The organism is Phreatobacter aquaticus, assembly GCF_005160265.1.
Lineage (GTDB): Bacteria > Pseudomonadota > Alphaproteobacteria > Rhizobiales > Phreatobacteraceae > Phreatobacter > Phreatobacter aquaticus.
The window spans coordinates 2,559,845-2,581,596 of sequence record NZ_CP039865.1; the positions used below are offsets into that span (position 1 = coordinate 2,559,845).

Below are 21,752 nucleotides of genomic sequence, written 5' to 3' on the forward strand. Positions count from 1 at the left end.
GTCCCGCCCCGATGCTCTGGTCGCTCTATGGCAATGTGCTCGTCCAGGGCATCCTGACCGGTCTCGTCTATGGGCTGATGGCTCTCGGACTGTCCGTGATCTTCGGCGTTGTCAGGGTGGTGAACTTCGCCCATGGCGAGTTCGCGGTCGTCGCGATGTACGCGGCCTTCGTGCTGTTCAAGCAGTTCGGGCTCGATCCCTTCGTCAGCTTGCTGCCGATCGCCGCTGCCTTCTTCGTTCTCGGCTACGGCCTGCAGCGCACGCTGATCAATCCCTTCGTGTCGCGTCCCGAGCATGAGCAGTTCATCCTGCTGGTAGGCCTCGCGATCATCCTGGTCAACGGCTCGCTGATGGTGTTCGGCCCGGACGCGCGCTCGGTCAATCTGCCCTATTCCTTCGACAGCTGGATGATCGGCGAGATCATCGTCGACAAGGTCCGCGTCTTCGCCGCCATCGCGGCATTGGCAGTGGCATCGCTGCTGTTCGCCTTCTTCCGCTTCACCCAGACGGGCGTCGCGATCCGCGCTTGCGCCGACAATCTCGTGGGTGCCGCCGTGGTCGGCCTCGACGTGAAGAGGCTCTATGCGCTGACCTTCGGCCTGGGCATGGCCTGCGTTGGGGCTGCCGGTGCGCTGATGGTGACGCTCACTGACGCCACGCCCATGATCGCACCGGCCTTCACGCTGCTCGCCTTCACCATCGTCATCATCGGCGGCATGGGCTCGATGGCCGGGGCCGTGGTTGGCGGCCTGCTGATCGGCGTGGTCGAGGCCATGGCTTCGCTGGTCATCGCGCCTTCCATGAAGACCATGGTGTCCTTCGGCCTGCTGGTGCTGATCCTGGCGCTCCGCCCGCAGGGGCTGCTCGGGCGGCGCGCATGACGGGGCAGAGCCGATGAACCCGTTCGTGACCTTCGCAAAGCTCGCTGCCGAGACGCCGCGCCGCGCGCTCGCGCTGCTCGCCCTGTTCTTCGCTGTGCTGGCCATCGGCCCGGCCTTCATGGACCGCTACCTGCTCTCGGTCTTCTTCCTGATCTTCTGGTTCGCCACCGTCGGCCAGGCCTGGAACATCATGATGGGGCTTTGCGGCCAGCTCTCACTCGGCCATGCGCTCTATGTCGGCCTCGGCGGCTACATCGCCGCCGTCCTTTGGGTGAAGTTCGGCATCTCGCCGGCGATCTCCGTCGTGCCTGCCATGGCCGCCGCCATGGTCTTCGGCATGGCCATCGGCTGGCTCGGGTTCCGGTTCGGCATCGAGGGCGTCTACTTCTCGCTGTTGACCATCGCCTTCGCCGAGGTGGCGCGCATCGGCTTCGACAATTGGAGCTTCGTTGGCGGTGCCGCCGGCTTCTTCATTCCCGTCTCCGCCACAGGCGGTTCGCCAATCAACCTGCGCGGTGGCCCGGTCCTGTTCTACTATGTCGCGCTCGCCATGATGGCGCTGGCCTTCCTCATCTGCACATTGCTGCGGCGCTCCAAGCTCGGCCTTGCCTGGCTTGCCGTGCGCGAGGATGCGGAAGCTGCACGTGCGCTCGGCATCGACGTGTTCCGCGCCAAGATGGCGGCGGTGCTGGTCTCATCCGCCATGACGGCGGCGGCTGGTGTCGTCTATGCCTTCTACCAGAACAACCTGTTCCCCAGTCAGACCTTCGACATGGCGCGCTCGATCGAGATGATCCTCGCGCCGATCATCGGCGGACTTGGCACGCTGTTCGGCCCGATCCTCGGTGCCTTCATCCTGACGCCTCTCGGCCAGACGCTGATCGCGCTGGTCGAGAAGATCGCCGGCCATGCCGTGCCGGGCGTCAACCTGGTCTTCTACGGCCTGGCGCTGATGGTCATCATCTGGGGCGCGCCGAACGGCGTCTGGCCCTGGCTGAAGAAGGTCCTCGGCATTCCAGAGGAGCGCTCATGACCGCGCTTCTCGAGGTCCGTGGCGTCACCAAGCACTTCCGCGGACTGACCGCGGTCGACGACGTGTCCTTCGACGTCGCGGAGGGTCAGATCTTCGCGGTGATCGGCCCGAACGGCGCCGGCAAGACGACTCTGTTCAACCTGATCGCCGGCGTCTTCGCCCCCGATGGCGGCACCATCGCCTTTGCCGGCGAACGCTCCGACGGTGTCGCGCCGCATCTCCTCTGCCGCCGGGGCCTTGCCCGCACGTTCCAGATCGTCCGGCCCTTCCCGGAACTGACTGTGCTCGAGAACGCCACCATCGGCGCCATGATGCGGGCGCCTGATGTGGACACAGCCCGCGCCCGCGCCATCGAGGTGCTCCGCCAACTCGACCTGCTCGACAGGCGCGATGCCAAGGCGAAGTCGCTGACGCTGCCCGACCGCAAGCGACTGGAATGCGCCCGCGCGCTCGCCACCGAGCCGCGCCTGCTGCTGCTCGACGAGGTGATGGCCGGCCTCAGGCCGACCGAAGTCGACCGCATCGTTGCGATCCTCAAGGACATCAACCGCTCCGGCGTGACGATCCTGCTGATCGAGCACGTCATGCGCGCCACCATGGCGCTCGCCGACCGCATCCACGTGCTCCACCACGGCGCGACCATTGCCGAGGGCACGCCGGACGAGGTGACGCGCCACCCGAAGGTGCTGGAGAGCTATCTGGGGGCCGAGGCCTTGTGATGGGAACGCTCTGATGCTCACCATCCACGATCTCGACGTCTTCCATGGCGATGCCCAGGCGCTCGATCGCGTCTCGCTGGACGTGCCCGAACAGGCGATCGTCGCGATCGTCGGCGCCAATGGCGCGGGCAAGACCTCGCTGATCCGCACCATTGCCGGCATGCACAGGCCGGCCGGCGGCACGATCCGCTTCCGCGGACGCGACATTGCGGGCCTGCCAAGCCACGAGGTCTGCAATCTCGGCATCGGGCAGGTCGCCGAGGGCCGCCAGGTCTTCCCGACGCTGACGGTTGCCGAGAACCTTGCCATGGGCGCCATGATCCCGCGCGCCCGCCACCACCGCACCCGCAATCTCGAACGCGTCTACACGATGTTCCCCAGGCTCAAGGAGCGGCATTCCCAGGCCGCCGGCACGCTCTCCGGCGGCGAGCAGCAGATGGTCGCCATTGGCCGCTGCCTGATGGGCGAGCCGGAACTTGTCATGTTCGACGAGCCCTCGCTCGGCCTCGCGCCGACCGTGGTGCAGGAGGTTCTGCGCACCATCCGCGACCTTGCCGAGGGTGGGCTCACCTGCGTGTTGGTCGAACAGAACGTCGCTGTGTCGCTGAGGCTGGCGGCCAGGGCCTATGTGCTGGAGAACGGACGCGTCACGCTGTCGGGCACCGGCGAAGAGCTTCTGGCGAACGACGGGGTCCGCAAGGCCTATCTGGGGCTCTGAGGCTCAGAACCGGCCAGCCACCGTCAGGCGCGCCGCCCGCGGCTCCGCCGGCTTGAAGTGGCGGTCGGCGACGCCGCCGAGCGGCTCTCCCTGCAGCCTGGACCTGTAGTAGTAGTCGATCTGGCTGGTCTGGGCGTTGAGCAGGTTCAGCACATCCAGTTGCACGCTGACGCCGTTGTCGAACCGGTAGCCGATCCGGCCATTGACGAGGGCGGTCGCCGGTGAGCGGGCGCTGTTGTCCTCAATCAGCGGTCGGGAGCCAAAGAAGCGCAGGCGCGCGCCGCCGAACCATCCGGTCTGATGCCCGATGGTGAAGCCTGCCGCTGCCACCAGTTCCGGCGCACCGGGTACGTAGCGGCCGGCAGGGTCCGTATCGGTGAAGCGGGCACGGGCATAGGCGATCTCGGCATCCAACGAGAGCCAGGGCGTCGGCCGCCAACGCGCCGTCCATTCGACACCCACGCGCCGGCTCGGCCGGCTTGCCTCGGTGGTGCCGGCATCACCGACGAACAGGTTCTCCGAGGCGAAGTCGAGGACGAAGACCGCGAAGCTCGTGTCGAACACATTGCCCTGCCGGTAGCGCAGGCCGACCTCCGCGCCCCGCGACTTCACCAGCAATGGGACACTCGCAAGCGGCGTCACCTTGTCGGTCGGATCGACAGTGATGGTGGCCCCGCGGGCATCGTTGGAATGGAATCCGTGGCCGGCATTGAGGAACAGCTCCGTGTTCCAGAACGGACCCAGGACCAGGCCGGCCTTCGGACTGGTGATGGCGGCCTGCACCCGGCCCGAATTGGCCGCGGTATCGCTGAGAACCGAGGCCCCATACCAGTCGACGCGTGCGCCAAGCGTGGTCCGGAGCCAGGGCGTCCAGCGGAGCGTGTTCTCGGCGAAGAACCCGACGCTGGTCTCCCGGACGCGGTCATCCCGCACCACCGAGAGGGCTGAGCGCGCCTCGGTCCGCTCCAGCCCGACGCGGATATCATCGTGGCGCGCCTGCAGCCCGACCTTGGTCTCCATGGGGATCGAACCGAGCCGGCCGAACCAGGTATGGCTGGCATTGATGCCGAGCACGGTCCGGAGATCGCTCTGGCGGAACTGGTCGCCATTGACGGGATTGTCGAGGAAGTAGGTGAAGTTGTTCCACAGGTTCAGGCCCGAGCGGATGGCATAGGCCTCGATCCGCGTGGCGCTGTCGGCCTCCGTCCGGCTCCATCGCCCCGACAGGCTGAAGCGGTTGGCGTTGCCCCCGTCGGTCGGATCCAGCGACCCGTAGCGGTTGATCTGCCCGCTGGCGATCGCCCTGACCGGGATCTGGTCGGTCGAGGTCCAGCGGTTGAGATAGGCCATGCCGGTCAGCGATATCCCGTTCGCCTCGGTGCCCTGGCTGTAGCGCAGCACGGTCGAGACCTTGCGCACATCGTCCGAGACCGCCCAGGGGCCGCGGTAGAGGTTGACGTCGATCGCCGCCAGGAGGTGGCCCTCGCCGACCGGGCGGGACGCCGCAACCAGCCCGCGCCACATGCCGAACGAGCCCATGCTGACCTGCGCGAGCCCGCGGTCCAGCCGGTCGACGTAACCGATGCGCACCGATCCCGCCGAGGCGAAGTCGCCCTCCTCGGCATAGTAGGGGCCCTTGCGGTACCAGACGCCGCCGATCAGTTCGGGGATCAGGAAGTTGAGATCGGCATAGCCCTGGCCGTGGCCGTGGCTGCGCATGTTCACCGGCATGCCGTCGACATGGATGGCGATGTCGGTGCCGTGGTCGAGGTTGAAGCCGCGCAGGAAGTACTGGTTGGCTTTGCCCTCGCCGGAATGCTGGGTGACGATCAGCCCCGGCACCACTTCCAGCGCTTCGCCGGGCCTTGTGATCGGCCGGGCCTGGACCTCCTGGGCGGAGACCTCCCCCTGCGATGCCGAGGCGACGGGGACAGTTCCGCCCGTGCTGCCCTCACTGCTGCGCTCGGCCGAGACGGTGATTTCCGGCAGCGCGGTCTGGGCAGTGGCGACCACCGGCAGGACGCCCAGGGCGATGCCCGCCGCCAGCCGGATCAGCCCGCGCCGTTTGCCTGCTGCCATGCCCATTCCCCGATCAACGGGGATATGGTTGCATCGCAGCAAAACCGGCGGAAGGGGTCGGTATGAAGAATCGTCAGATTATTCACACCGGCGGATGCCGCCTCGCTCAGGCAGCGCCCAGCAGCGCCGCGCGCGTCTTCTCCAGCACATAGGTCTCGACCGCCTTCTGGTCGGCGGCGAGATGCACCATGCGCTCCTCGCGTTCCATCAGGTCGCCGGTCCAGGCGGGCAGGGCGGGCCTGACGCCGCAGGCGGCTTCCACCGCATCGGGGAACTTGGCGGGATGGGCGGTCGACAGCACAACGGTCGGCACCTTGGGGTCGGCCTCGCCCTTGCGCGCCGAGACCACGCCCACCGCCGTGTGCGGATCGAGCAGATAGCCGGTCTTTTCCAGCGTCTCGCGGATGCAGGCTGAGACCTCGGCCTCGTCGGCGCGGGCGGCCGAGAACTCGCGCCGGATCGCCGCCATCGGGGCGTCTCCGATCGAGAAGCTGCCGGATTGCGAGAGGCTCGCCATCATTCCGCGGAGCGTCGCGGCATCGCGGCCGACGGCATCGAACAGCAGGCGCTCGAAGTTGGACGAGACCTGGATGTCCATCGACGGCGACGAGGTCGCGACCACGCCGGTCACCTCGTAGCGGCCGGTGCGCAGCGTGCGCTCCAGAATGTCGTTGACGTTCGTCGCCACCACCAGCTCGCTGATCGGCAAGCCCATGCGCTTCGCCACATAACCCGCGAAGATGTCGCCGAAATTGCCCGTCGGCACGACATAGCGCGCGGCCCGTCCCGGTGCGCCAAGGGCCGCGCCGGCGACGAAGTAATAGACCACCTGGGCCACGATCCTGGCCCAGTTGATCGAGTTGACGCCCGAAAGCTTCACCCGGTCGCGGAAGGCGAGGTTGTTGAACAGGCCCTTCACGATCGCCTGACAATCGTCGAACGTGCCATCGATCGACAAGGCATGGACGTTCGGCGCGTTGACGGTCGTCATCATCCGCCGCTGCACATCCGACACGCGCCCATCGGGGAACAGGATCACCACGTCCACCTGCTCCAGCCCCTTGAAGGCCTCGACGGCGGCGCCGCCGGTATCGCCCGAGGTCGCCCCGACGATGGTCGCCCGCTGTCCCCGCGCCTTCAGCACATGGTCCATCAGCCGTCCCAGCAGCTGCATTGCGCAGTCCTTGAAGGCGAGGGTGGGGCCGTGGAACAGTTCCAGCACCCATTCCGACGACGACAGCTGCACCAGCGGCGTCACGGCGGGATGGCGGAAGCTCGCATAGGCCTCGTCCACCATGGCGTGGAAGGCCTTCTCCTCGATCGCGCCGTCGACGAAGGGCTTCAGCACCTGCTTGGCCACATCCGCGTAAGCGAGGCCCGAGAATCCGGCGATCGTATCCTCATCCAGGACCGGCCAGCTCTCCGGCACATAGAGGCCGCCGTCACGGGCAAGGCCCGCCAGCAGCGCATCGGAGAAGGAGAGCTTGGGCGCTTCGCCCCGGGTCGAGATATACAGCATGGCGGCCTCTGTCTTCGGTGCTCCGATTAAGCCGGGGGGCGCCGCGAGGCAACAGACTTGTCCCCGTTCGAGCCGGAATCGTCATGGAACAGGACGGAGACCTCCCTCCGGCATGGGCCTGGCTGCGCCACCGGGACGGAGAGCACCTGGAACAGGAGAGAGGTGTCGCTCCTCTGGACCGGAGACACCCGCCCATGTCACAGGGCAGTCGCAATTGCCGCCTAACCGGACCGTCATGACAGCCGATCTCGCAACCGCCTCAGCAACCCCGCTTCGTGCCATCCTGCTCGACAAGGATGGCACCTTTGTGGACTTCCACCAGACGTGGGGGCCCGCCGCCTTCCGGGTGATGACCCGCATGGCCGGCGGCGACCGCGGCCGCGTCGGGCGGCTGATGGCGGTGAGCCATTACGACGAGGCGTCCCTGTCGTTCCGCCCGACCTCACCGCTGGTCGCGGGCTCCTCGGCCGATTATGGGCCGCTCTGGGCCGACGCCATCGGCGTGCCGTTCTCGGCCGCCGTCACCGACGAGATGGATCGGCTGTTCGTCGCCGAGGGCCTGGCGGGACTGGTGGCGATCGGCGATCCGAACGCCGTCATGATCGACCTCAAGCGGCGCGGCCTGATCCTCGGCGTCGTCACCAACGATTCCGAGAACGGCGCCCGCTCGCAGACGGCCAAGCTCGGCATCGACCACCATTTCGATTTCATCGTCGGCTGGGATTCCGGCCATGGCCGAAAGCCCGAGGCCGGCCAGATCCACGCCTTCCTCGATAGCCACGGCATGGCGCCGCACGAGGTGGCGATGGTCGGCGACAGCCTCCATGACATGCATGCGGCAAGGAAAGCCGGCGTGATCGCGGTGGGCGTCACGTCCGGGCCGATGGTGCCGGATGAGTTCGAGAGCCATGCCGACGTGGTGCTGGGCTCGATCATGGAGCTTGGTGACTGGCTTGATCGGCGGGGGTGAGGCGAGTGTTCGTCAGGCTGGCGAGGTTTCCGCTGGCCCCCCACCCCCATGCCCCTCCCCACCACACGTGGGGGGAGGGGAGTTCGGGACGCGCTTTCTGAGAGGCTTGCGCACGGGAGCAGGGGGGCTCAAGCCTGAGGCCGATCGAGATCGGACGCCGTTGCAGGCACGACCGTTCCCTCCCCCCGCTTGCGGTGGGGAGGGTTAGGGTGGGGGGCCTTGCAGCAAGCCTTCACATCCTCACGTGAACCGCGTCGCGAACACCGCCCCGTCCTCCAGCCCCTGCTCATAGGCCGCACGGATGGCCCCAGCATCGGTCACGGCGAAGCGGCTGGTGAGGATCGGCACGCTCGGCCGCACCACGATCCGCTTGTCGGTATCCTCCATCGCCTTGCCGGCGCGGGTCGACAGAACCAGTGTCCGGCCGCCCTGGTTCTCCACATCGGTCAGCCGGTCGATCGGCGGATTGTCGACGAGGCCGCCATCCAGCGCCGCCCGTCCGCCAACCTTGCCCACCGGCATGAAGGGCGGCACCGTGGCCGTGCCCATCAGCGCGTCCACCAGCTCGTCCGCGCTCTCGATCTGATGGGTCGAGACCCAGCTCGCGGTGAGGCCGACATGCCGGCCGGCGCGCGAATGGGCCGCCCCCATCCACACCTTCTCCACCTGATAGGCGCCGATCGCCAGATAAGCCGCGAGATAGGCCGGCATGAAGCGCGGCGGGTGGGTGATCTGGATCAGGATCTCGGGCGCCGCCTTCAGCGCGGCGATCTCCAGGGGCCCGAAGACTTCCGCGATCAGCTGGCGATAGAGCGAGCCCACGATGAACGGCGAGCGGCCCTTCAGCATCTCGCTCCACACCACCTCGCGCTCGAAGCCCTCGCAGGCGTCGAGCACGATCTTCCTGACACGGTCGCCCTGGCCGATCAGCGAGAAACAGGCCTGGAAGGCGCCGGCCGACACGGCCACCACCTGCTTCGGGCTCTGGGGATGGCGCGCCGTGAAGGCGTCCCAGAAGCCGCCCTGCCAATAGCACCGGTTGCCGCCGCCGGCGAAGGCAACAGCGTCGAAAGTCGCTTGCGTCATCCTCAATGTCTAGCGGGGTTCCGACGCCTGCGTCGAGAGTGTCCGTGTCGTCCGCGCAAGCGCCTCAGGCCTGATCGCCATCGGGGTCGCGATTGCGCCACCGGACCGTTGGCCGAAGCGCGATGACCCGCGCCCCCTCGTGCAGGCTCAAGGTTGCGCCGCGAATGCCCTGGCTGAACAGAGGACGCGCCCAGCGCCGGGCATAGATCCGCGCGGCCCTGTCCTCGATGGCATAGAAGTGCTCGTACACGAAGGGGACGATCTCGTCGTCCTTGGGGCGGCACAGCGCGACCTGATAGCGCTTGGCAATACTCATGCAAAGCTCCACTGGAGATGGGCCATAGATGGCAGTGTTCGCCAGATTATGAGTCTGGAAAAACATCATCTGTCTGAATGTTAGTCACTTCAGTCTATGAATGCCGTCGATCGATAGTCATCGATAAGTCATTCTGCATTCATAGATGCAGTGTAGCCCAATTTATAAGCGCCCGATCTGACGCGAATGTGACGACGTGCATGATGTCAGCTCAAAAATGACGCAGCGTAAGATAACCTGTCTGTTATACGCCCCATAGGCTTGGGTGCGACGTGATTTGGAGAGGAGCAGTCAGATGATGCCTGATGTGGTCGCCGAGCGTGTTCTGCCGATGGATCTCCGCAATACCGAGTTCCGGGCCATGCTCATCGACAAGGGCTTCCGCTGGGTGACGATCGAGCGGCGCAGTCCGGATGGCCGGTTCACCAGCATGCACAAGTGCGAGCGTCTGGCCGAACGCGCGGCACGGTCGTCCAATCGCATTGTGGTGAACCTCGAGACCGGTGATTTCGGCTGACGCGCTATGCCGGTTTCGAGCGTGCCGCGGTCCCGGCGTCGAGCCTGTCAGTTCGTCATCGCGAGGGGTTGCGTCGTGCCGAGGCGCTCGCTATACAGCGGCCTCGTTCGCGAGGCGGAGTGTAGCGCAGTCTGGTAGCGCACCACGTTCGGGACGTGGGGGTCGCAGGTTCAAATCCTGCCACTCCGACCAGCGGCCCCAAGGGGTGGCGCGGTCGGGCCCGCGAACGAAGACGCTCTCCCCCAAGTATGTCCCTAGAAGCGATAAGTGTTAATCCGTACGGTGGCGCGCGGTGATAATAGTATCGCGCCGAGTTACTGCTCGTGCTGTCAATTTCCTCTTCCGCGGGGGGGCGGCACTTGGCTAGAGTGCACCATTCGTCCGAACGTCATCGGTCGATTGGTTGGCTGCACGGAGAAGCCTGAATGTTCCCACGACTTGCTCTTGTTCTTGGTCTCACCGCCTGCGCGTCCGGCGCGGCCTTGGCGGAAAGCCCCGGCTTCTGCAATCAATATTCCGACAAGGCGCTCCATGACGCGCGGCGCGCTCGCTCGATACCGCGATGCTCGATCAACCTGCACCCGGGTGTGTTCTCGACCGATCGGGCCGTGCATTACAATTGGTGCCTGCGCGTCGATCGCAATCGCGCCTATGGCGAGACAGACAAGCGCGAGGCTCACCTCCGGCGCTGCGGCGCATAGCCCCCAGCAGACGGGGCATGGCCGGAGCGGGTGAGGCGGCTGGCGATTGATGTCGCCGTGAAAGGCCTTCAGCCCCTCATGCCACCCGCTTCGCGCCGGCTTCCTGTCCGTCGAAGAAACATTCGGCCGGCTGCGGCCGGCCGAACCGGTAGCCCTGCGCCATCGGGCAGCCGATGGCGGCGAGGAACCGGGCCTGGCCCTCCGTTTCCACGCCCTCGGCCACCACGCTCATGCCGAGCGAATTGGCGAGACCGACGATCGCCTGGATGATGGCGGTGGTGCCCTGGTGGGTACCGAGCTTGGCGACGAAGGACCGGTCGATCTTGATGACGTCGACCGGGAAGTCGTTGAGATGGGTCAGCGAGGCATAGCCGGTGCCGAAATCGTCGAAGGCGATGGTCAGCCCCGCCTGTTTCAGCTCGCGGCAGGTTTCGGCCACTGGGCCGGCATTGCGCGCAAGGAACACATCCTCGGTCACCTCCACCTCGAACATCGAGGGGTCGAGCCCGCTGGCCGCGATGGCATCGAGGATGGCGCGCGCCGGCCGCCGGTTGCGGAAGTCGGCGGCACTCAGATTGAAGGCGATGCGGCCGAAGGCGAAGCCCTCCGCCGTCCAGCGGGCCGCCTGCGCGATCACCGAGGCGATGACGAAGCGGCCGATCTCGCGGCAGAGTTCGGGATCCTCGAAGGCCGCCCAGAAGCTGGCCGGCATCCGCACCGTACCGTCGGGCTGCGGCCAGCGCAGCAGCGCCTCGTAGCCGACCACGCGGCCCTGTTTCAGCTCGACCTTCGGCTGGTAATGCAGCGACAGGTCGCCGTTCTGCAGCGCCTGGCGAAAATCACGGATCACCGCGAAACGGGCATTGGCATCGGCGAGCAGCCTGGGCTCGAAGATGATGTGCTGGTTCCGTCCGGCCGCCTTCGCGGCGTAGAGCGCGAGATCGGCCTCCTGCATGAGGGCGGAGGGGCAGATCTCCTGGTCCGGCTGGCGCACCGAAATGCCGATGGAGGTGGCAAGCAGAAAGGCATTGCCGCGCCAGCGCACCGGCCGGGCAATGGCGGCGCGGATCGCCTCGGCGACCTCCTCCACCTGGCTCATGCTGTCGGCCGAATCCATCACAACGACGAATTCATCGCCGCCGATCCGCGCGGCGAGATGCCGGCCATCCGACAGGTTGCGCAGCCGCGCCGCGATCCGCTTCAGGCAGGCATCGCCGGCGAGGTGGCCGTGGGTGTCATTGATCTCCTTGAAACCGTCGAGATCGAGCATCAGCAGCGCGAAGATCTGCCCTGGCGGCCGCGCATCGGTGCGAATCTGCTCGAGCTTGCTCTGCAGCGACGAGCGGTTGTTGAGCCCCGTCAGGGTGTCGTAGCTGGCCAGCCGCAGGATGTGGTCGTGCATCTGCTTCTGTTCGGTGATGTCCTGCATCATGCCGAAGCGGCGGAGCACCACACCGTCGCGCAGCTCGACACCGGCCGCGACCTTGACACAGCGCTCATTGCCCTTGGCCGTGATCATCCGGCCCTCATAGGCGAAGGGCTCATTGGTGGCGACCGAATGCTCGATCATCGCGCGCAGCCGCGACAGGTCGGGCTCCGGGTAGAAATCGAGCAGGCTCTTCATCGAGACGGCGGTGCCTGGCTCCAGCTCGTGGAGGGCGTACATGCCGGCGCTCCAGCTGATCGCATCGCTTGCGGGGTCGCGCTCCCATGCACCAGTGCGGGCGAGCTCGGAACCGCAATCGAGGATGCGCTTCTGGATCTGAAGCTCCTCCGACTGCCGGGCCACCAGGTCGGAACGGGCCTGCAGTTCCATGGAGAGATCGCGCAGCTCGGCATTGGCGCGATGGCTCTTGATCAGGTTGATGGCGATTTCGCCCAGCTGTTCCAGGCGATGGACCTGCCAGGCCGTGATCGTCCGCGGACGGGTGTCGATGATGCAGAAACCGCCGAGGCTGATGCCCGGCTCGATGAACAGCGGCACGCCCGCATAGAACCGGATGAACGGCGCACCAGTGACGAAATCATTGTCGCGGAAGCGGGGATCGGCGTGGGTGTCCTCGATGATGAAGGGCCCGGGCTCAAGCAGCGCATGGGAGCAGAACGAGATGTCGCGCGGGGTGCCTTCATAGGGCACGCCGCAGACCGCCTTGAACCATTGGCGGTCGCTGGCCACCAGCGAGACCATGCTGATGGGCACGTCGAACATTTCGGCGGCGAGCTCCACCAGCGCGTCGAATTGCGGCTCGCGCGGCGTGTCGAGGATGCGCTGGTCCAGCAGGGCCTGGAGGCGTTCGGGCTCGTTCTGCGGTACCAGAAGTGTCATGCCGCGCTCCGATTCGCGTATAGAGCGAAAACGAAGCTGATTCTGTCACGTCAAATCTTCACGGAACGTTACCAATGAGCATATGACCTCGCGTCAGCGCGGCATTTGTTGTCGTTTGAAAAGCAACGAGACGCGACGATATTTTCCAATAAAGTCTTCGTAAGTTCTAAAGTGCGACCGCTCGTCGGATGCCGGGATTTTCCGGCGGCGGAATGATCCGATATTCGCCGCACCAGTCGCTGCGTGCCACGCCAGGCCAGCGCGCGGTGCCGTCGGATGGAACGAGCACTGGCGGATGGGCGCGGCAGAGCCCCGCGCTGGTGCCCCGCTGCTCCCAATAGTTCCGGCAATTCGCGCACATGTCGGCCATGCTTCGGCTGCTCCCGTCTTGGCTTGTCGGGGGGACCCTAGCGGCGACGGGTTACCTTCGGCTTTCCGGGCTGGGTTACCCGGACCTTGCCGGATCAGCGAAGGGTTTCCATAAGCCCCGCCAGCAGGCGCGCGCGCGGCACGATCGACGAGACGAGGCCGTGCTCGTCCAGCGTGTGGGCGCCGGCGCCGTCGATGCCGAGGCCGTCGAGGGTCGGAATGCCCAGCGCCGCGGTGAAATTGCCGTCCGAGCCGCCACCCGTCATCGGGCAATCCTCCAGGTCGAAGCCGATGGCGCTGGCCACTGCCTGTGCCCGCACCAGCACGTCGGCGGTCAGCGCCGTCTTCGGATAGGGCGGACGGTTGAGGTCGCCCTCGATATGCAGCGTCACGTCAGGGCCGACCGGCGTCAGCCCGCGCAGCCTCGCCAGCATCTCCGCGCCGATCACCGGATCGGGCACCCTGAGGTCGATCTCGCAGCTGGCATTCTCCGGAATGACATTCGCCGCCGAGCCGCCCTTGATGATGCCGACCGTGGTGGTGATGCCGCGGGCATAATCCGTCATGCCCTCGATCACGAGGATCTGGTGGGCGAGTTCGCGTATGGCGCTGCGGCCATCCTGGTGGCGGGCGCCGGCATGGGCCGGACGGCCGGTGACGGTCAGCACGAAGCGGGCGACGCCCTTGCGCGCGGTGACGATACGGCCGCCGTCGCGGGCGGGCTCGGTCACCAGCACGAAGGCGGCCTTCTTCGCCTCCTCCTCGATGATGGCGCGCGAGGTCGGGCTGCCGACCTCCTCGTCCGGCGTGAACAGGAAGGTGACCGGCCGGGCCGTCGGCACGCCGGCGCGCACCAGTGCCCGATAGCCCGCGACCGCCAGATAGGCGCCGCCCTTCATGTCATAGAGGCCGGGACCGTAGAGCTTGTCGCCGTCGCGGCGGAACGGCAGGCGGCCCGTCAGCGTGCCCTTGGGGTGCACGGTGTCGATATGGGTGAGGACGAGGATCGGCTTCTCGTTGGAGGGCTCCGAGGTCGAGACCTTCAGCGTGCCGCCATAGCCGTCAATGCCGGGACGGCGGTCGAGGGTAACCGGCAGGCCGGCGAAATCCTTCTCCACCTCGTCCAGCACCGCCTCGACGCCCCCGGCATCATGGGTCGGGCTTTCGACCGAGACCCAGCGGCGGATGCCCTCGATCAGCTCGTCCTCGTGCAGCGGGATGGTGGCGGCCTTGATCGTCATGGTCTGGTCTTCCTAACGCTGCGCACGCCGTGCGGCGGTTCTCAATTCGTCGATGGCCGTGATCACGCGGCGGGCATTGACGCCGAAATCCTGCAGGCCGTAGCGGGCGGCCGAGCGGATGTCGATGCGCGCGCGCGGCCCCACCTGGCGGATGCGGATGACGATATCGTCGCGAAAGCCCATGACCAGCGAGCGGGTCACCAGCTCGAACCGGCCTTCGCGCTGGGGACCGCGGAAATCGACCTGGTCGAGGATGCGCCACTTCTTCTCGTCGATCATGTCGGTGACGAGCTCGTTGACGTCCTCGGCCGGCAGGTCGATCTCGACCGGCCGGATCTCCGGATAGAGCCGGCGCTGCAACTCCGCCAGGGCCGGCCGATAGGCCGATGGATTGGCGCCTGCGGGCCTGGCCGAGGCCACGATGTCGAAGGCCGGGGGATCGGAGGGATCGGTGGTGATGTCGTTGAGGGCCGGCAGCCGCGAACCGATCACCGCCAGCGCCGCGGGATAGGCGAGGATGGCGACGCTGATGAGGGCGGCGGCCACCGCGTAGCGCGCGCCGCGATAGCCGGTGACCCAGATCATCGCGCCGGCAATGAGCGCCATCAGAAGCGACAGGGCGATGAGGCCAAGCCCGATCGCCAGCGCCAGCACGGCCTGCCCGCCATCCAGCCAGTCGGCGCGGGTCGCCAGCACGGCGATGACCGCAACGGCGATGCCGATGGCGGTCAGCCAGAGGCTGGAGACGGCGAGGCGGGAGGTGGGCTCGACAAGGGCGCTGCGGCGCATGCGACGGGCAATCCGGGGTGGCTATTCCGTCTTCTGGCAGATCGAGCGTAGCGCTGTCCATTGCTGCGGCGTGAGGGCTGCCGCGACGGCGGTCCTTTGGGCGACGGCGTCGCGGATTGCCTGTTCGCGCTCGGCATTGGCCGGGTGCGACGAGATCCAGGCAAGGCCGCCCGGGTCGGGAACGCCGAAGCCCATGAAGAAGCGGGCGAGCCCCATCGGATCGCCGCCGGCCTTCAGCATCAGATCGACGGCGAAATGGTCCGCCTCGCGTTCGGCATCGCGGGAAAACGCGCTCTGCATCAGGCTGCGCGAGGCATAGACGATGGCGGTGCCGCCGGCGAAATCGCCGAACACCGTGCCGAGCAGGAAGCCGAGGCCGCCAGCCTGGATCACCGAGCGCAGGCCGTGGCGCAGCTTCACATGGCCGGTCTCATGGGCCAGCACGCCGGCCAGTTCATCCGCCGAGCGCGCCTTCTGCAGCAGGCCGTTGAAAATGTAGATATAGCCGCCGGGCAGCGCGAAGGCATTGACCAGCCGATGGTCGACGACCACCACCTTGAGCGGCAGATGCAGGCCGCCTGCGCGCTCGAACCGGCCGACCAGTTCGGCGAGCACGGCGACGCCCTCCGGGTTGGTGCAGGTCTTCAGTCCGCGCGATCCGCCGAACATCTGGCGGATCTGCGGATCCATCGTGGCGCCAAGCCTGACCTCGGCCGAGGACGGCACCAGTGGCGCCAGGCGTCCCGCGATCGCTGGCAGGCCGATGAAGGCGAGGCCCAGGAGCGACACGACGGCGGCAATCGCCCAGCCGACCACCGTCCAGCGCTCGCGGCGGGCCGCCAGGCCATGGGTCAGCGTGAGCGGCGCGCGCGCGGCCAGTTGCGAGGCGAAGGCGGGATCGGCGATTTCCAGGCGCGGCTCGGCGGTGGAGCCGGGTTCGGGCAGGCGGGTGATGGCAAGGCCGGTGCCGGAAAAGCCCTCGATGCGCCGGATCTTCGGATAGGGCCAGGTGGTGATCATCCGGCCGTCCAGGCCGAACAGCGCCAGCCCCTCGGGATGAAGCGACACTTCCGCCGTCTGCCGGGTGGAGGTCAGGCCGTCGTAATAGGTGGCGGGCACGCTCGGCATGATCAGAACCCGATGCCGATATCGACCGCATCGCCCAGGCTGTCGCCCATGGCGGAAGCGTCGACATTGCGGGCGGCGACGCCGTCAAGCGCCGCGATGCCCAGGACGGCGATCGAATTGACCCGCGCGCGGTGCAACCGGAGATCGATGAACACCTGCTTGAAGATCCAGAAGGCGCCGAAGCTGAGAAGATAGGCCAGCACGATGAAGACCATGGCCGCGATGCCAGTGCCGCTGGCCGATCCGAAGGTCGAGAACGTATAGGCCAGACCGCCGAGGACGATCGTCAGGCTCAGGCTGAAGACCATCATGCAGCCCATCGCCGCCAGCATGCCGAGGCCATAGACCCGGTAGGACCTGCCGATGGTGAGGTTAGACACAAGGCTTGCGCCGCCAAGCCGCGTGCCACTCATCCGCCAGCGGAACAGGACAGCCTGGAAGGCCGGAAACAGCAGGACGGCGATGACACCCGACAGGACGATGGCCCCGGTCAGTGCGATGAACGCGACCGCGATCGGGCCGCGCGGGCTGAAATCGCCCTGCCGCGCATCGTGCCACAAGGCCTCGAAGAAGCCGGAGGGCGTGCCGCTCAGCGCCTGATAGACCATCACCAGGGGCAGGCCGAAGCCGATGGCCCAGATGATGATGCCGGACTTGAACAGCTGGAACGGCTCGCCGGTGAAATCGCCCTGGACGTCGCCATACCAGGTCTCGCGCATCTTGATCCGCTCGAGATAGGCCGTGGTCCAGGGGAGGGCGAGGCCGAGCGTGGCGATCACGATGAGCGACAGGCCGAAGGCCTTGGCGGCATAGGCCCAGGCCGAGCCGGTCATGCGCAGCCTCAGGCCCCGCCACGCCGTGCGGGCCAGGCGGTAGCGCCGTCCCGCATAGGCGGCGAACTGGCCGAGGAAGATCAGGATCAGGAACAGGGCGATCGAGATCACCATGTCGGCCTGGGGCAGGCCGAGCGCCAGGAAGAAGGCGCCGGCCTTCAGCGGCACCAGGATGGCGAGCGCGATGAGGAAGCCCTTGAACAGCTCCAGGCCGCGGCCGGTATAGCCGATCGCCTCGGCCCCAACCATGGTGTGCGACCAGTAGAACCGGCGGACATCGGTGATCAGCCAGAAACGGTAGAGGCCGAGCGTCACCAATTGCAGCAGGAAACCCATGGTGAGCAGGCCGAACAGGCTGCCGCCAAGGCCGGTGAAGGTCATGGCGGCGGTGTTCGGCGGTTGCGGCATGGCGATGGCCGGATTCACCCAGCCGGTGGGTGGTGGCGGCCCGCCCGCCTCGGTCCAGCCGGGGGGCATCGCGGCGGCCCGCGACGCGGCCTCGGCGGCAGCCATGGCGCCCGCGGTCGAGCGCGGTCCCCAGGGGCCAGGGACGGGAGCCTGGGCGGCAGCGTCGGTCATGCGTGGCGTCTCCGTCGGCGGATGAACGCGAGCATAGGCCGGCAAGGGTTTCCGGGCCAAGTCCCGGGAGGGCAGGGGATGTTTCGAGGGGAAAAGTCCACCCCACCCCAGCCCTCCCCGCAAGCGGGGAGGGGGACTTGAGTGCGCTATCGGCACATAGCGCCAACAGTCGAACTGCGAGTTAGGCGAAGCCTCAGCTCATTAGTCTCGTTGGCGGCAACCCTCCGGACCTCATCCTGAGGTGCGCGGGCGAAGCCCGGGCCTCGAAGGATCCCTTGCGCTGGCGCTGTCCTCAAAAGGTCCTTCGAGGCTCGCTAACGCTCGCACCTCAGGATGAGGTCAGGAGGCAGTCGATGTGCGGCCGGCATCTCGGCTAGCCAGCCCCCCAGCCTCACGCCGTCGGCAGCGTGTAGCCCTTGAACCGGTCGCGCAGCGTCGTCTTCTGGATCTTGCCGGTCGCGGTGTGCGGGATCTCGTCGACCACCACCACGTCGTCGGGCAGCCACCACTTGGCGATCTTGCCCTCCATATAGGCCATCACGCTCTCTTTCGTCGGCGCACGCCCGGCCTTGGCGACTACCACCAGCAGCGGCCGCTCGTCCCACTTCGGATGGGCGATGCCGATGACGGCGGCTTCCGCCACGTCCGGGTGGCCGACGGCGAGGTTCTCGATGTCGATCGACGAGATCCACTCGCCGCCCGACTTGATGACGTCCTTCGAGCGGTCGACGATGCGCATATAGCCGTGCGGATCGATAGTCGCGACGTCGCCGGTGTCGAAGAACCCGTCGGCGTCGAGGATCTGTCCGCCCTCGCCCTTGAAATATTCCCGCGCCACCGCCGGTCCACGCACCAGAAGCCTGCCGAACACCTTGCCGTCGCGGGCAAGCTCGGTGCCCGCGTCGTCGGCGATCTTCATCTCCACGCCGAAGGGCGGATGGCCCGTCGTCTCCTTGATGTCGAGCCAGGCGTCGCCCGTGAGATCGGCATATTCGGGCTTCAGCGAGCAGAGCGTGCCGATCGGGCTCATCTCCGTCATGCCCCAGGCATGCATGACCTCGGCGCCATAGACGTCGCGGAACTTTTCCGTCACGGCGCGCGGGCAGGCCGAGCCGCCGATGATCACCTTGGTGAGGTCGGGCAGCATCTGCCCGGTCTTTTCCAGCTCCTGCAGCAGCATCAGCCAGACGGTCGGCACGGCGGCCGAATGCGTCACCTTGTAGATGGTGAGCAGTTCGGCGATCGAGGCGCCGTCCATCTTGGCGCCGGGCATGACCAGCGAGGTGCCGGCCATCGGCGCGGTGAAGGCGAGCGACCAGCCATTGGCATGGAACATCGGCACCACCGGCAGCATCACGTCGCGCGACGACAGGCCCAGCATGTCGGGTGCGTTGCACATCAGCGAATGGATGATGTTCGAGCGGTGGGAATAGACCACGCCCTTGGGATTGCCCGTGGTGCCGGACGTGTAGCACATGCCCGCCGCAGTCTGTTCGTCGAACTGCTTCCACTCGTAATCGGCGTCGACCTGGCCGATCCAGTCCTCATAGGCGACCGCGTTCTTGAGCGAGGTCTGCGGCATGTGGGCGCCATCGGTCAGCACGATGTAGCGCTCGACCAGCGGCAGCTTGTCCTGGAGCTTCTCCATCAGCGGCACGAAGGTGAGATCGATCATCATCACGCGGTCTTCGGCGTGATTGGCGATCCAGGCGATCTGCTCGGGGAACAGGCGCGGGTTCAGCGTGTGATAGACCGCGCCCATGCCGGTGATGCCGTACCAGACCTCCAGATGGCGCCAGGTGTTCCAGGCGACCGTGCCGATCCGGTCGCCGAGCTTGATGCCGTCCATCTCCAGCCGCTTGGCCACCCGCTTGGCGTTCAGCCGGATGGCCGAATAGGTGGTCTCGACGATCGGCCCCTCGATCGAGCGGGAGATCACCTTGCGCCCGCCATGGTAGAGGCCGGCATGGTCGATGATCTTCGAGATCAGCAGCGGCCAGTCCTGCATGAGACCGAGCATGGCATTCCTCCGGTATGTGTGGGCCTGCGCACGGACCCTGATTGGCGGCGAAACTAGACGAGCCGGTGCGCACCCGTAAACTCCGGCGCTTGGCCGAGGCGCAAACCGGGCTTCTCGCCGCAGCTTCGGCTTGGCCGCCGCGCAATTCACCGCTTTCGACCGAAGGCCGTTGAACCCTCCCGCGACGGTCGCTATGGTCCGCCCGCTTCGCGACCGGCGCCCTTCACATGCGCCCGTCCGCCGGTGGGTCGTCGTCTAATGGTAGGACTCGGGATTTTGATTCCCGCTATCTAGGTTCGAATCCTAGCGACCCAGCCAAGGGCCTCAGGCCAGCTGGCCGGCGGCAAGACATTGACCGAGTGTTCCTCTGTGACCCACTCACCGATCCACGTCGCGATCGCCTTCGATCGGGCCATGCTGCTGCCGGGGCTGGTCCTCGTGTCGTCCATCCGCGACACGGCGAAGGCCACCCGGCCGATGGTGGTGCATCTGCTCCATGACGGGCTGGCGGACGACCTCGCTCCCGCTTTTGCCGAGCTCGAACGGCCGGGATTGTCGATCGCGCTTCATGACCTCGCCAGCCGCTTCGCCGACATCGACATTGCGCCCCCGCTGTCCCGGGCGGCGCTGTTCAGGCTGAGCCTGCCTGACGTGCTGACCGGCATCGGGCGGGTTGTCTATCTCGATGCCGACACCCTTGTGCTGCGCGACCTCGGCGAGTTGCACGACCACGCCCTGGGCGGGCGACTCCACGCCGCCATGGCCGATGTCCCGCTCTATTATTTCGAGCTGCTGTCGCCGCTGCCGGCCCCCTATGGCGGCGTCGCCATGACCTATCTGCGCGATCATCTGGGGATCGCCTATTCGCAGCCGTCGGACTATTTCAATTCGGGCGTCATGGTCATCGATCTGGAGGCCTGGCGGTCACGGGACATCGCGCGGCGCTGCACCGATCTGATCCGCCGGAAGGGGCCCTTCGTCTGGGCCGACCAGGACGCGCTCAACATGGTCTGCGGCAAGGATTGGGCGCCGCTGGATGCGCGCTGGAACAGCTTTGCCGCCAAGGCCTCCGCCGTCTCGCCTCTGGGCAAGCCTTATGCCCTGCTGTCGCTGCAGCACATCTGGCGCTCCGATCCCTGGATCGTCCATTTTTCAGGACCGGCCAAGCCCTGGCATGCCGGCACGCCGCCCACCGTCCACGACCATCTGTACTGGCGCCAGGCGGCGAAAACCCGATGGGGGCGGCGGTTGCGGCGAGGCCGGACCGTCGCCCGATGGCGCTCGCACGCACGCACCGGCTTGGCGCGCGCTCGCGGCCTTGTCGCGCGCTGGATGCGGTGATTGGTCGCGAGGGGCGAGGGGTCGTCATCGAGGGGCACGTCGTGAGACTGTTTGAGCCTGCCCGTCGGCGCCTTTCCTTTTCAAAAGGATGGGATAGGCTTCGATCAAAGAATAAAGAAATGGGGAGGACTGATGACCGTCATCAACGTGAACGGGCAGTCGCGCGAGAGCAAGGCTGACCCCTCGACACCTCTGCTCTGGGTTTTGCGCGAGGAATTCGGGCTCACCGGCACAAAATATGGCTGTGGCGTCGCAGCGTGCGGGGCCTGTACGATCCACATCGATGGCGTTGCTGCAAGGGCGTGTGCCACGCCCCTTTCGGGGGCTGTCGGCGCGAAGATCGTGACCATCGAAGGCCTGCCGGGCGGCGCGGATCATCCCGTGATCAAGGCGTGGATCACCGAACAGGCGCCCCAATGCGGCTATTGCCAGTCTGGTCAGGTCATGAGCGCTGCGGCGCTTCTGGCCCAGACGCCAAAGCCAACCCGCCAGCAGATCGTCGACGCCATGGACGGCAATCTCTGCCGCTGTGGCAGCTACAATCAGATCATCGCCGCCGTCGAACGCGCAAGCCAGGGAGCCTGAAC

At 66.8% G+C, this 21,752-nt stretch carries 20 protein-coding genes and 2 tRNA genes; 11 read left to right on the forward strand and 11 right to left on the reverse strand.

What is annotated here, in order from left to right; translation table 11 throughout:
* Positions 1 to 11: 11 nt before the first annotated feature.
* Genes E8L99_RS11960 through E8L99_RS11975 form a run of 4 tightly spaced genes read left to right on the forward strand, consistent with a single transcriptional unit; the run spans position 12 to position 3,351 of the window.
* Positions 12 to 881, forward strand: a complete 870-nt coding sequence (locus E8L99_RS11960) for a branched-chain amino acid ABC transporter permease (RefSeq protein ID WP_137099748.1) — start codon at positions 12 to 14, stop codon at positions 879 to 881.
* A 13-nt stretch (positions 882 to 894) separates the two neighbouring features.
* Complete coding sequence (locus tag E8L99_RS11965; RefSeq protein ID WP_137099749.1) at positions 895 to 1,914, forward strand: branched-chain amino acid ABC transporter permease; 1,020 nt, start codon at positions 895 to 897, stop codon at positions 1,912 to 1,914.
* Complete coding sequence (locus tag E8L99_RS11970) at positions 1,911 to 2,633, forward strand: ABC transporter ATP-binding protein (RefSeq protein ID WP_137099750.1); 723 nt, start codon at positions 1,911 to 1,913, stop codon at positions 2,631 to 2,633. Before E8L99_RS11965 ends, E8L99_RS11970 begins: the two co-directional genes overlap by 4 nt.
* A 13-nt stretch (positions 2,634 to 2,646) precedes the next feature.
* Positions 2,647 to 3,351, forward strand: a complete 705-nt coding sequence (locus tag E8L99_RS11975) for an ABC transporter ATP-binding protein (RefSeq protein ID WP_137099751.1) — start codon at positions 2,647 to 2,649, stop codon at positions 3,349 to 3,351.
* A 3-nt stretch (positions 3,352 to 3,354) separates the two neighbouring features.
* Here E8L99_RS11975 and E8L99_RS11980 read toward each other — a convergent pair whose 3' ends face one another.
* Both E8L99_RS11980 and thrC read right to left on the reverse strand, forming a co-directional pair.
* Positions 3,355 to 5,430 carry a TonB-dependent receptor gene (locus tag E8L99_RS11980; protein ID WP_137099752.1) on the reverse strand — a complete coding sequence of 692 codons (2,076 nt, stop codon included), beginning with the start codon at positions 5,428 to 5,430 and terminating at the stop codon, positions 3,355 to 3,357.
* Positions 5,431 to 5,536: 106 nt separating this feature from the next.
* The gene (gene thrC / locus E8L99_RS11985; RefSeq protein WP_137099753.1) at positions 5,537 to 6,949 is read right to left on the reverse strand and encodes a threonine synthase; all 1,413 of its coding nucleotides are present in this window, start codon (positions 6,947 to 6,949) and stop codon (positions 5,537 to 5,539) included.
* A gap of 235 nt (positions 6,950 to 7,184) precedes the next feature.
* Here thrC and E8L99_RS11990 point away from each other — a divergent pair, with 235 nt between their 5' ends.
* On the forward strand, positions 7,185 to 7,919 hold the full coding sequence (locus E8L99_RS11990; protein ID WP_137099754.1) for an HAD family hydrolase: 735 nt from the start codon (positions 7,185 to 7,187) through the stop codon (positions 7,917 to 7,919).
* A 240-nt stretch (positions 7,920 to 8,159) separates the two neighbouring features.
* Here the strand turns inward: E8L99_RS11990 and E8L99_RS11995 are convergent, their stop codons facing one another.
* Together E8L99_RS11995 and E8L99_RS12000 are read right to left on the reverse strand one after the other, a co-directional pair.
* A complete protein-coding gene (locus E8L99_RS11995; RefSeq protein ID WP_137099755.1) occupies positions 8,160 to 9,005 on the reverse strand; it encodes a patatin-like phospholipase family protein in 846 nt (281 codons plus the stop codon).
* Between the two features lie 64 nt (positions 9,006 to 9,069).
* The gene (locus tag E8L99_RS12000) at positions 9,070 to 9,321 is read right to left on the reverse strand and encodes a hypothetical protein (protein WP_137099756.1); all 252 of its coding nucleotides are present in this window, start codon (positions 9,319 to 9,321) and stop codon (positions 9,070 to 9,072) included.
* Between the two features lie 295 nt (positions 9,322 to 9,616).
* On the opposite strand from E8L99_RS12000, the gene E8L99_RS12005 reads away from it, so the two are divergent.
* The 3 genes from E8L99_RS12005 (at position 9,617) to E8L99_RS12015 (ending at position 10,539) form a co-directional block, all read left to right on the forward strand.
* Positions 9,617 to 9,838, forward strand: coding sequence for a hypothetical protein (locus tag E8L99_RS12005; protein WP_137099757.1), 222 nt, complete (start codon positions 9,617 to 9,619; stop codon positions 9,836 to 9,838).
* Positions 9,839 to 9,953: 115 nt separating this feature from the next.
* A tRNA-Pro gene (locus E8L99_RS12010) sits at positions 9,954 to 10,030 on the forward strand.
* A gap of 233 nt (positions 10,031 to 10,263) precedes the next feature.
* Positions 10,264 to 10,539: a hypothetical protein gene (locus tag E8L99_RS12015; RefSeq protein WP_137099758.1), complete on the forward strand. Its 276-nt coding sequence runs from the start codon at positions 10,264 to 10,266 to the stop codon at positions 10,537 to 10,539.
* A gap of 76 nt (positions 10,540 to 10,615) precedes the next feature.
* Here E8L99_RS12015 and E8L99_RS12020 read toward each other — a convergent pair whose 3' ends face one another.
* The 7 genes from E8L99_RS12020 to E8L99_RS12050 form a co-directional block, all read right to left on the reverse strand.
* On the reverse strand, positions 10,616 to 12,865 hold the full coding sequence (locus tag E8L99_RS12020; RefSeq protein WP_137099759.1) for a sensor domain-containing phosphodiesterase: 2,250 nt from the start codon (positions 12,863 to 12,865) through the stop codon (positions 10,616 to 10,618).
* Positions 12,866 to 13,031: 166 nt separating this feature from the next.
* The gene (locus E8L99_RS12025) at positions 13,032 to 13,235 is read right to left on the reverse strand and encodes a hypothetical protein (RefSeq protein WP_137099760.1); all 204 of its coding nucleotides are present in this window, start codon (positions 13,233 to 13,235) and stop codon (positions 13,032 to 13,034) included.
* A gap of 94 nt (positions 13,236 to 13,329) precedes the next feature.
* Positions 13,330 to 14,475 carry a M20 family metallopeptidase gene (locus E8L99_RS12030; RefSeq protein ID WP_137099761.1) on the reverse strand — a complete coding sequence of 382 codons (1,146 nt, stop codon included), beginning with the start codon at positions 14,473 to 14,475 and terminating at the stop codon, positions 13,330 to 13,332.
* A gap of 12 nt (positions 14,476 to 14,487) precedes the next feature.
* Positions 14,488 to 15,264: a DUF1499 domain-containing protein gene (locus E8L99_RS12035; RefSeq protein WP_137099762.1), complete on the reverse strand. Its 777-nt coding sequence runs from the start codon at positions 15,262 to 15,264 to the stop codon at positions 14,488 to 14,490.
* A gap of 21 nt (positions 15,265 to 15,285) precedes the next feature.
* Entirely contained in the window at positions 15,286 to 16,392 is a 1,107-nt protein-coding gene (locus E8L99_RS12040) for a M48 family metallopeptidase (RefSeq protein ID WP_137099763.1), read from the reverse strand.
* Positions 16,393 to 16,394: 2 nt separating this feature from the next.
* Complete coding sequence (locus E8L99_RS12045; RefSeq protein WP_137099764.1) at positions 16,395 to 17,804, reverse strand: DUF898 family protein; 1,410 nt, start codon at positions 17,802 to 17,804, stop codon at positions 16,395 to 16,397.
* A 391-nt stretch (positions 17,805 to 18,195) separates the two neighbouring features.
* Entirely contained in the window at positions 18,196 to 19,824 is a 1,629-nt protein-coding gene (locus tag E8L99_RS12050) for a long-chain-fatty-acid--CoA ligase (protein WP_137099765.1), read from the reverse strand.
* Positions 19,825 to 20,068: 244 nt separating this feature from the next.
* On the opposite strand from E8L99_RS12050, the gene E8L99_RS12055 reads away from it, so the two are divergent.
* From E8L99_RS12055 to E8L99_RS12065, 3 genes are all read left to right on the forward strand, one after another.
* A tRNA-Gln gene (locus E8L99_RS12055) sits at positions 20,069 to 20,142 on the forward strand.
* Between the two features lie 51 nt (positions 20,143 to 20,193).
* The gene (locus E8L99_RS12060) at positions 20,194 to 21,165 is read left to right on the forward strand and encodes a glycosyltransferase family 8 protein (RefSeq protein ID WP_137099766.1); all 972 of its coding nucleotides are present in this window, start codon (positions 20,194 to 20,196) and stop codon (positions 21,163 to 21,165) included.
* Between the two features lie 132 nt (positions 21,166 to 21,297).
* A complete protein-coding gene (locus E8L99_RS12065; protein ID WP_137102093.1) occupies positions 21,298 to 21,750 on the forward strand; it encodes a (2Fe-2S)-binding protein in 453 nt (150 codons plus the stop codon).
* Positions 21,751 to 21,752 lie beyond the last annotated feature (2 nt).

Coding starts and splice junctions, on each gene's coding strand:
- E8L99_RS12040 (WP_137099763.1), bottom strand. CDS start 16,392: ATGCCGAGCGTGCCCGCCACCTATTACGACGGCCTGACCTCCACCCGG.
- E8L99_RS12020 (WP_137099759.1), bottom strand. CDS start 12,865: ATGACACTTCTGGTACCGCAGAACGAGCCCGAACGCCTCCAGGCCCTG.
- E8L99_RS11990 (WP_137099754.1), top strand. CDS start 7,185: ATGACAGCCGATCTCGCAACCGCCTCAGCAACCCCGCTTCGTGCCATC.
- E8L99_RS11960 (WP_137099748.1), top strand. CDS start 12: ATGCTCTGGTCGCTCTATGGCAATGTGCTCGTCCAGGGCATCCTGACC.
- E8L99_RS11995 (WP_137099755.1), bottom strand. CDS start 9,005: ATGACGCAAGCGACTTTCGACGCTGTTGCCTTCGCCGGCGGCGGCAAC.
- E8L99_RS12045 (WP_137099764.1), bottom strand. CDS start 17,804: ATGACCGACGCTGCCGCCCAGGCTCCCGTCCCTGGCCCCTGGGGACCG.
- thrC (WP_137099753.1), bottom strand. CDS start 6,949: ATGCTGTATATCTCGACCCGGGGCGAAGCGCCCAAGCTCTCCTTCTCC.
- E8L99_RS12015 (WP_137099758.1), top strand. CDS start 10,264: ATGTTCCCACGACTTGCTCTTGTTCTTGGTCTCACCGCCTGCGCGTCC.
- E8L99_RS12050 (WP_137099765.1), bottom strand. CDS start 19,824: ATGCTCGGTCTCATGCAGGACTGGCCGCTGCTGATCTCGAAGATCATC.
- E8L99_RS12030 (WP_137099761.1), bottom strand. CDS start 14,475: ATGACGATCAAGGCCGCCACCATCCCGCTGCACGAGGACGAGCTGATC.
- E8L99_RS12065 (WP_137102093.1), top strand. CDS start 21,298: ATGACCGTCATCAACGTGAACGGGCAGTCGCGCGAGAGCAAGGCTGAC.
- E8L99_RS11970 (WP_137099750.1), top strand. CDS start 1,911: ATGACCGCGCTTCTCGAGGTCCGTGGCGTCACCAAGCACTTCCGCGGA.
- E8L99_RS11980 (WP_137099752.1), bottom strand. CDS start 5,430: ATGGCAGCAGGCAAACGGCGCGGGCTGATCCGGCTGGCGGCGGGCATC.
- E8L99_RS11975 (WP_137099751.1), top strand. CDS start 2,647: ATGCTCACCATCCACGATCTCGACGTCTTCCATGGCGATGCCCAGGCG.
- E8L99_RS12035 (WP_137099762.1), bottom strand. CDS start 15,264: ATGCGCCGCAGCGCCCTTGTCGAGCCCACCTCCCGCCTCGCCGTCTCC.
- E8L99_RS12005 (WP_137099757.1), top strand. CDS start 9,617: ATGATGCCTGATGTGGTCGCCGAGCGTGTTCTGCCGATGGATCTCCGC.
- E8L99_RS11965 (WP_137099749.1), top strand. CDS start 895: ATGAACCCGTTCGTGACCTTCGCAAAGCTCGCTGCCGAGACGCCGCGC.
- E8L99_RS12025 (WP_137099760.1), bottom strand. CDS start 13,235: ATGGCCGACATGTGCGCGAATTGCCGGAACTATTGGGAGCAGCGGGGC.
- E8L99_RS12000 (WP_137099756.1), bottom strand. CDS start 9,321: ATGAGTATTGCCAAGCGCTATCAGGTCGCGCTGTGCCGCCCCAAGGAC.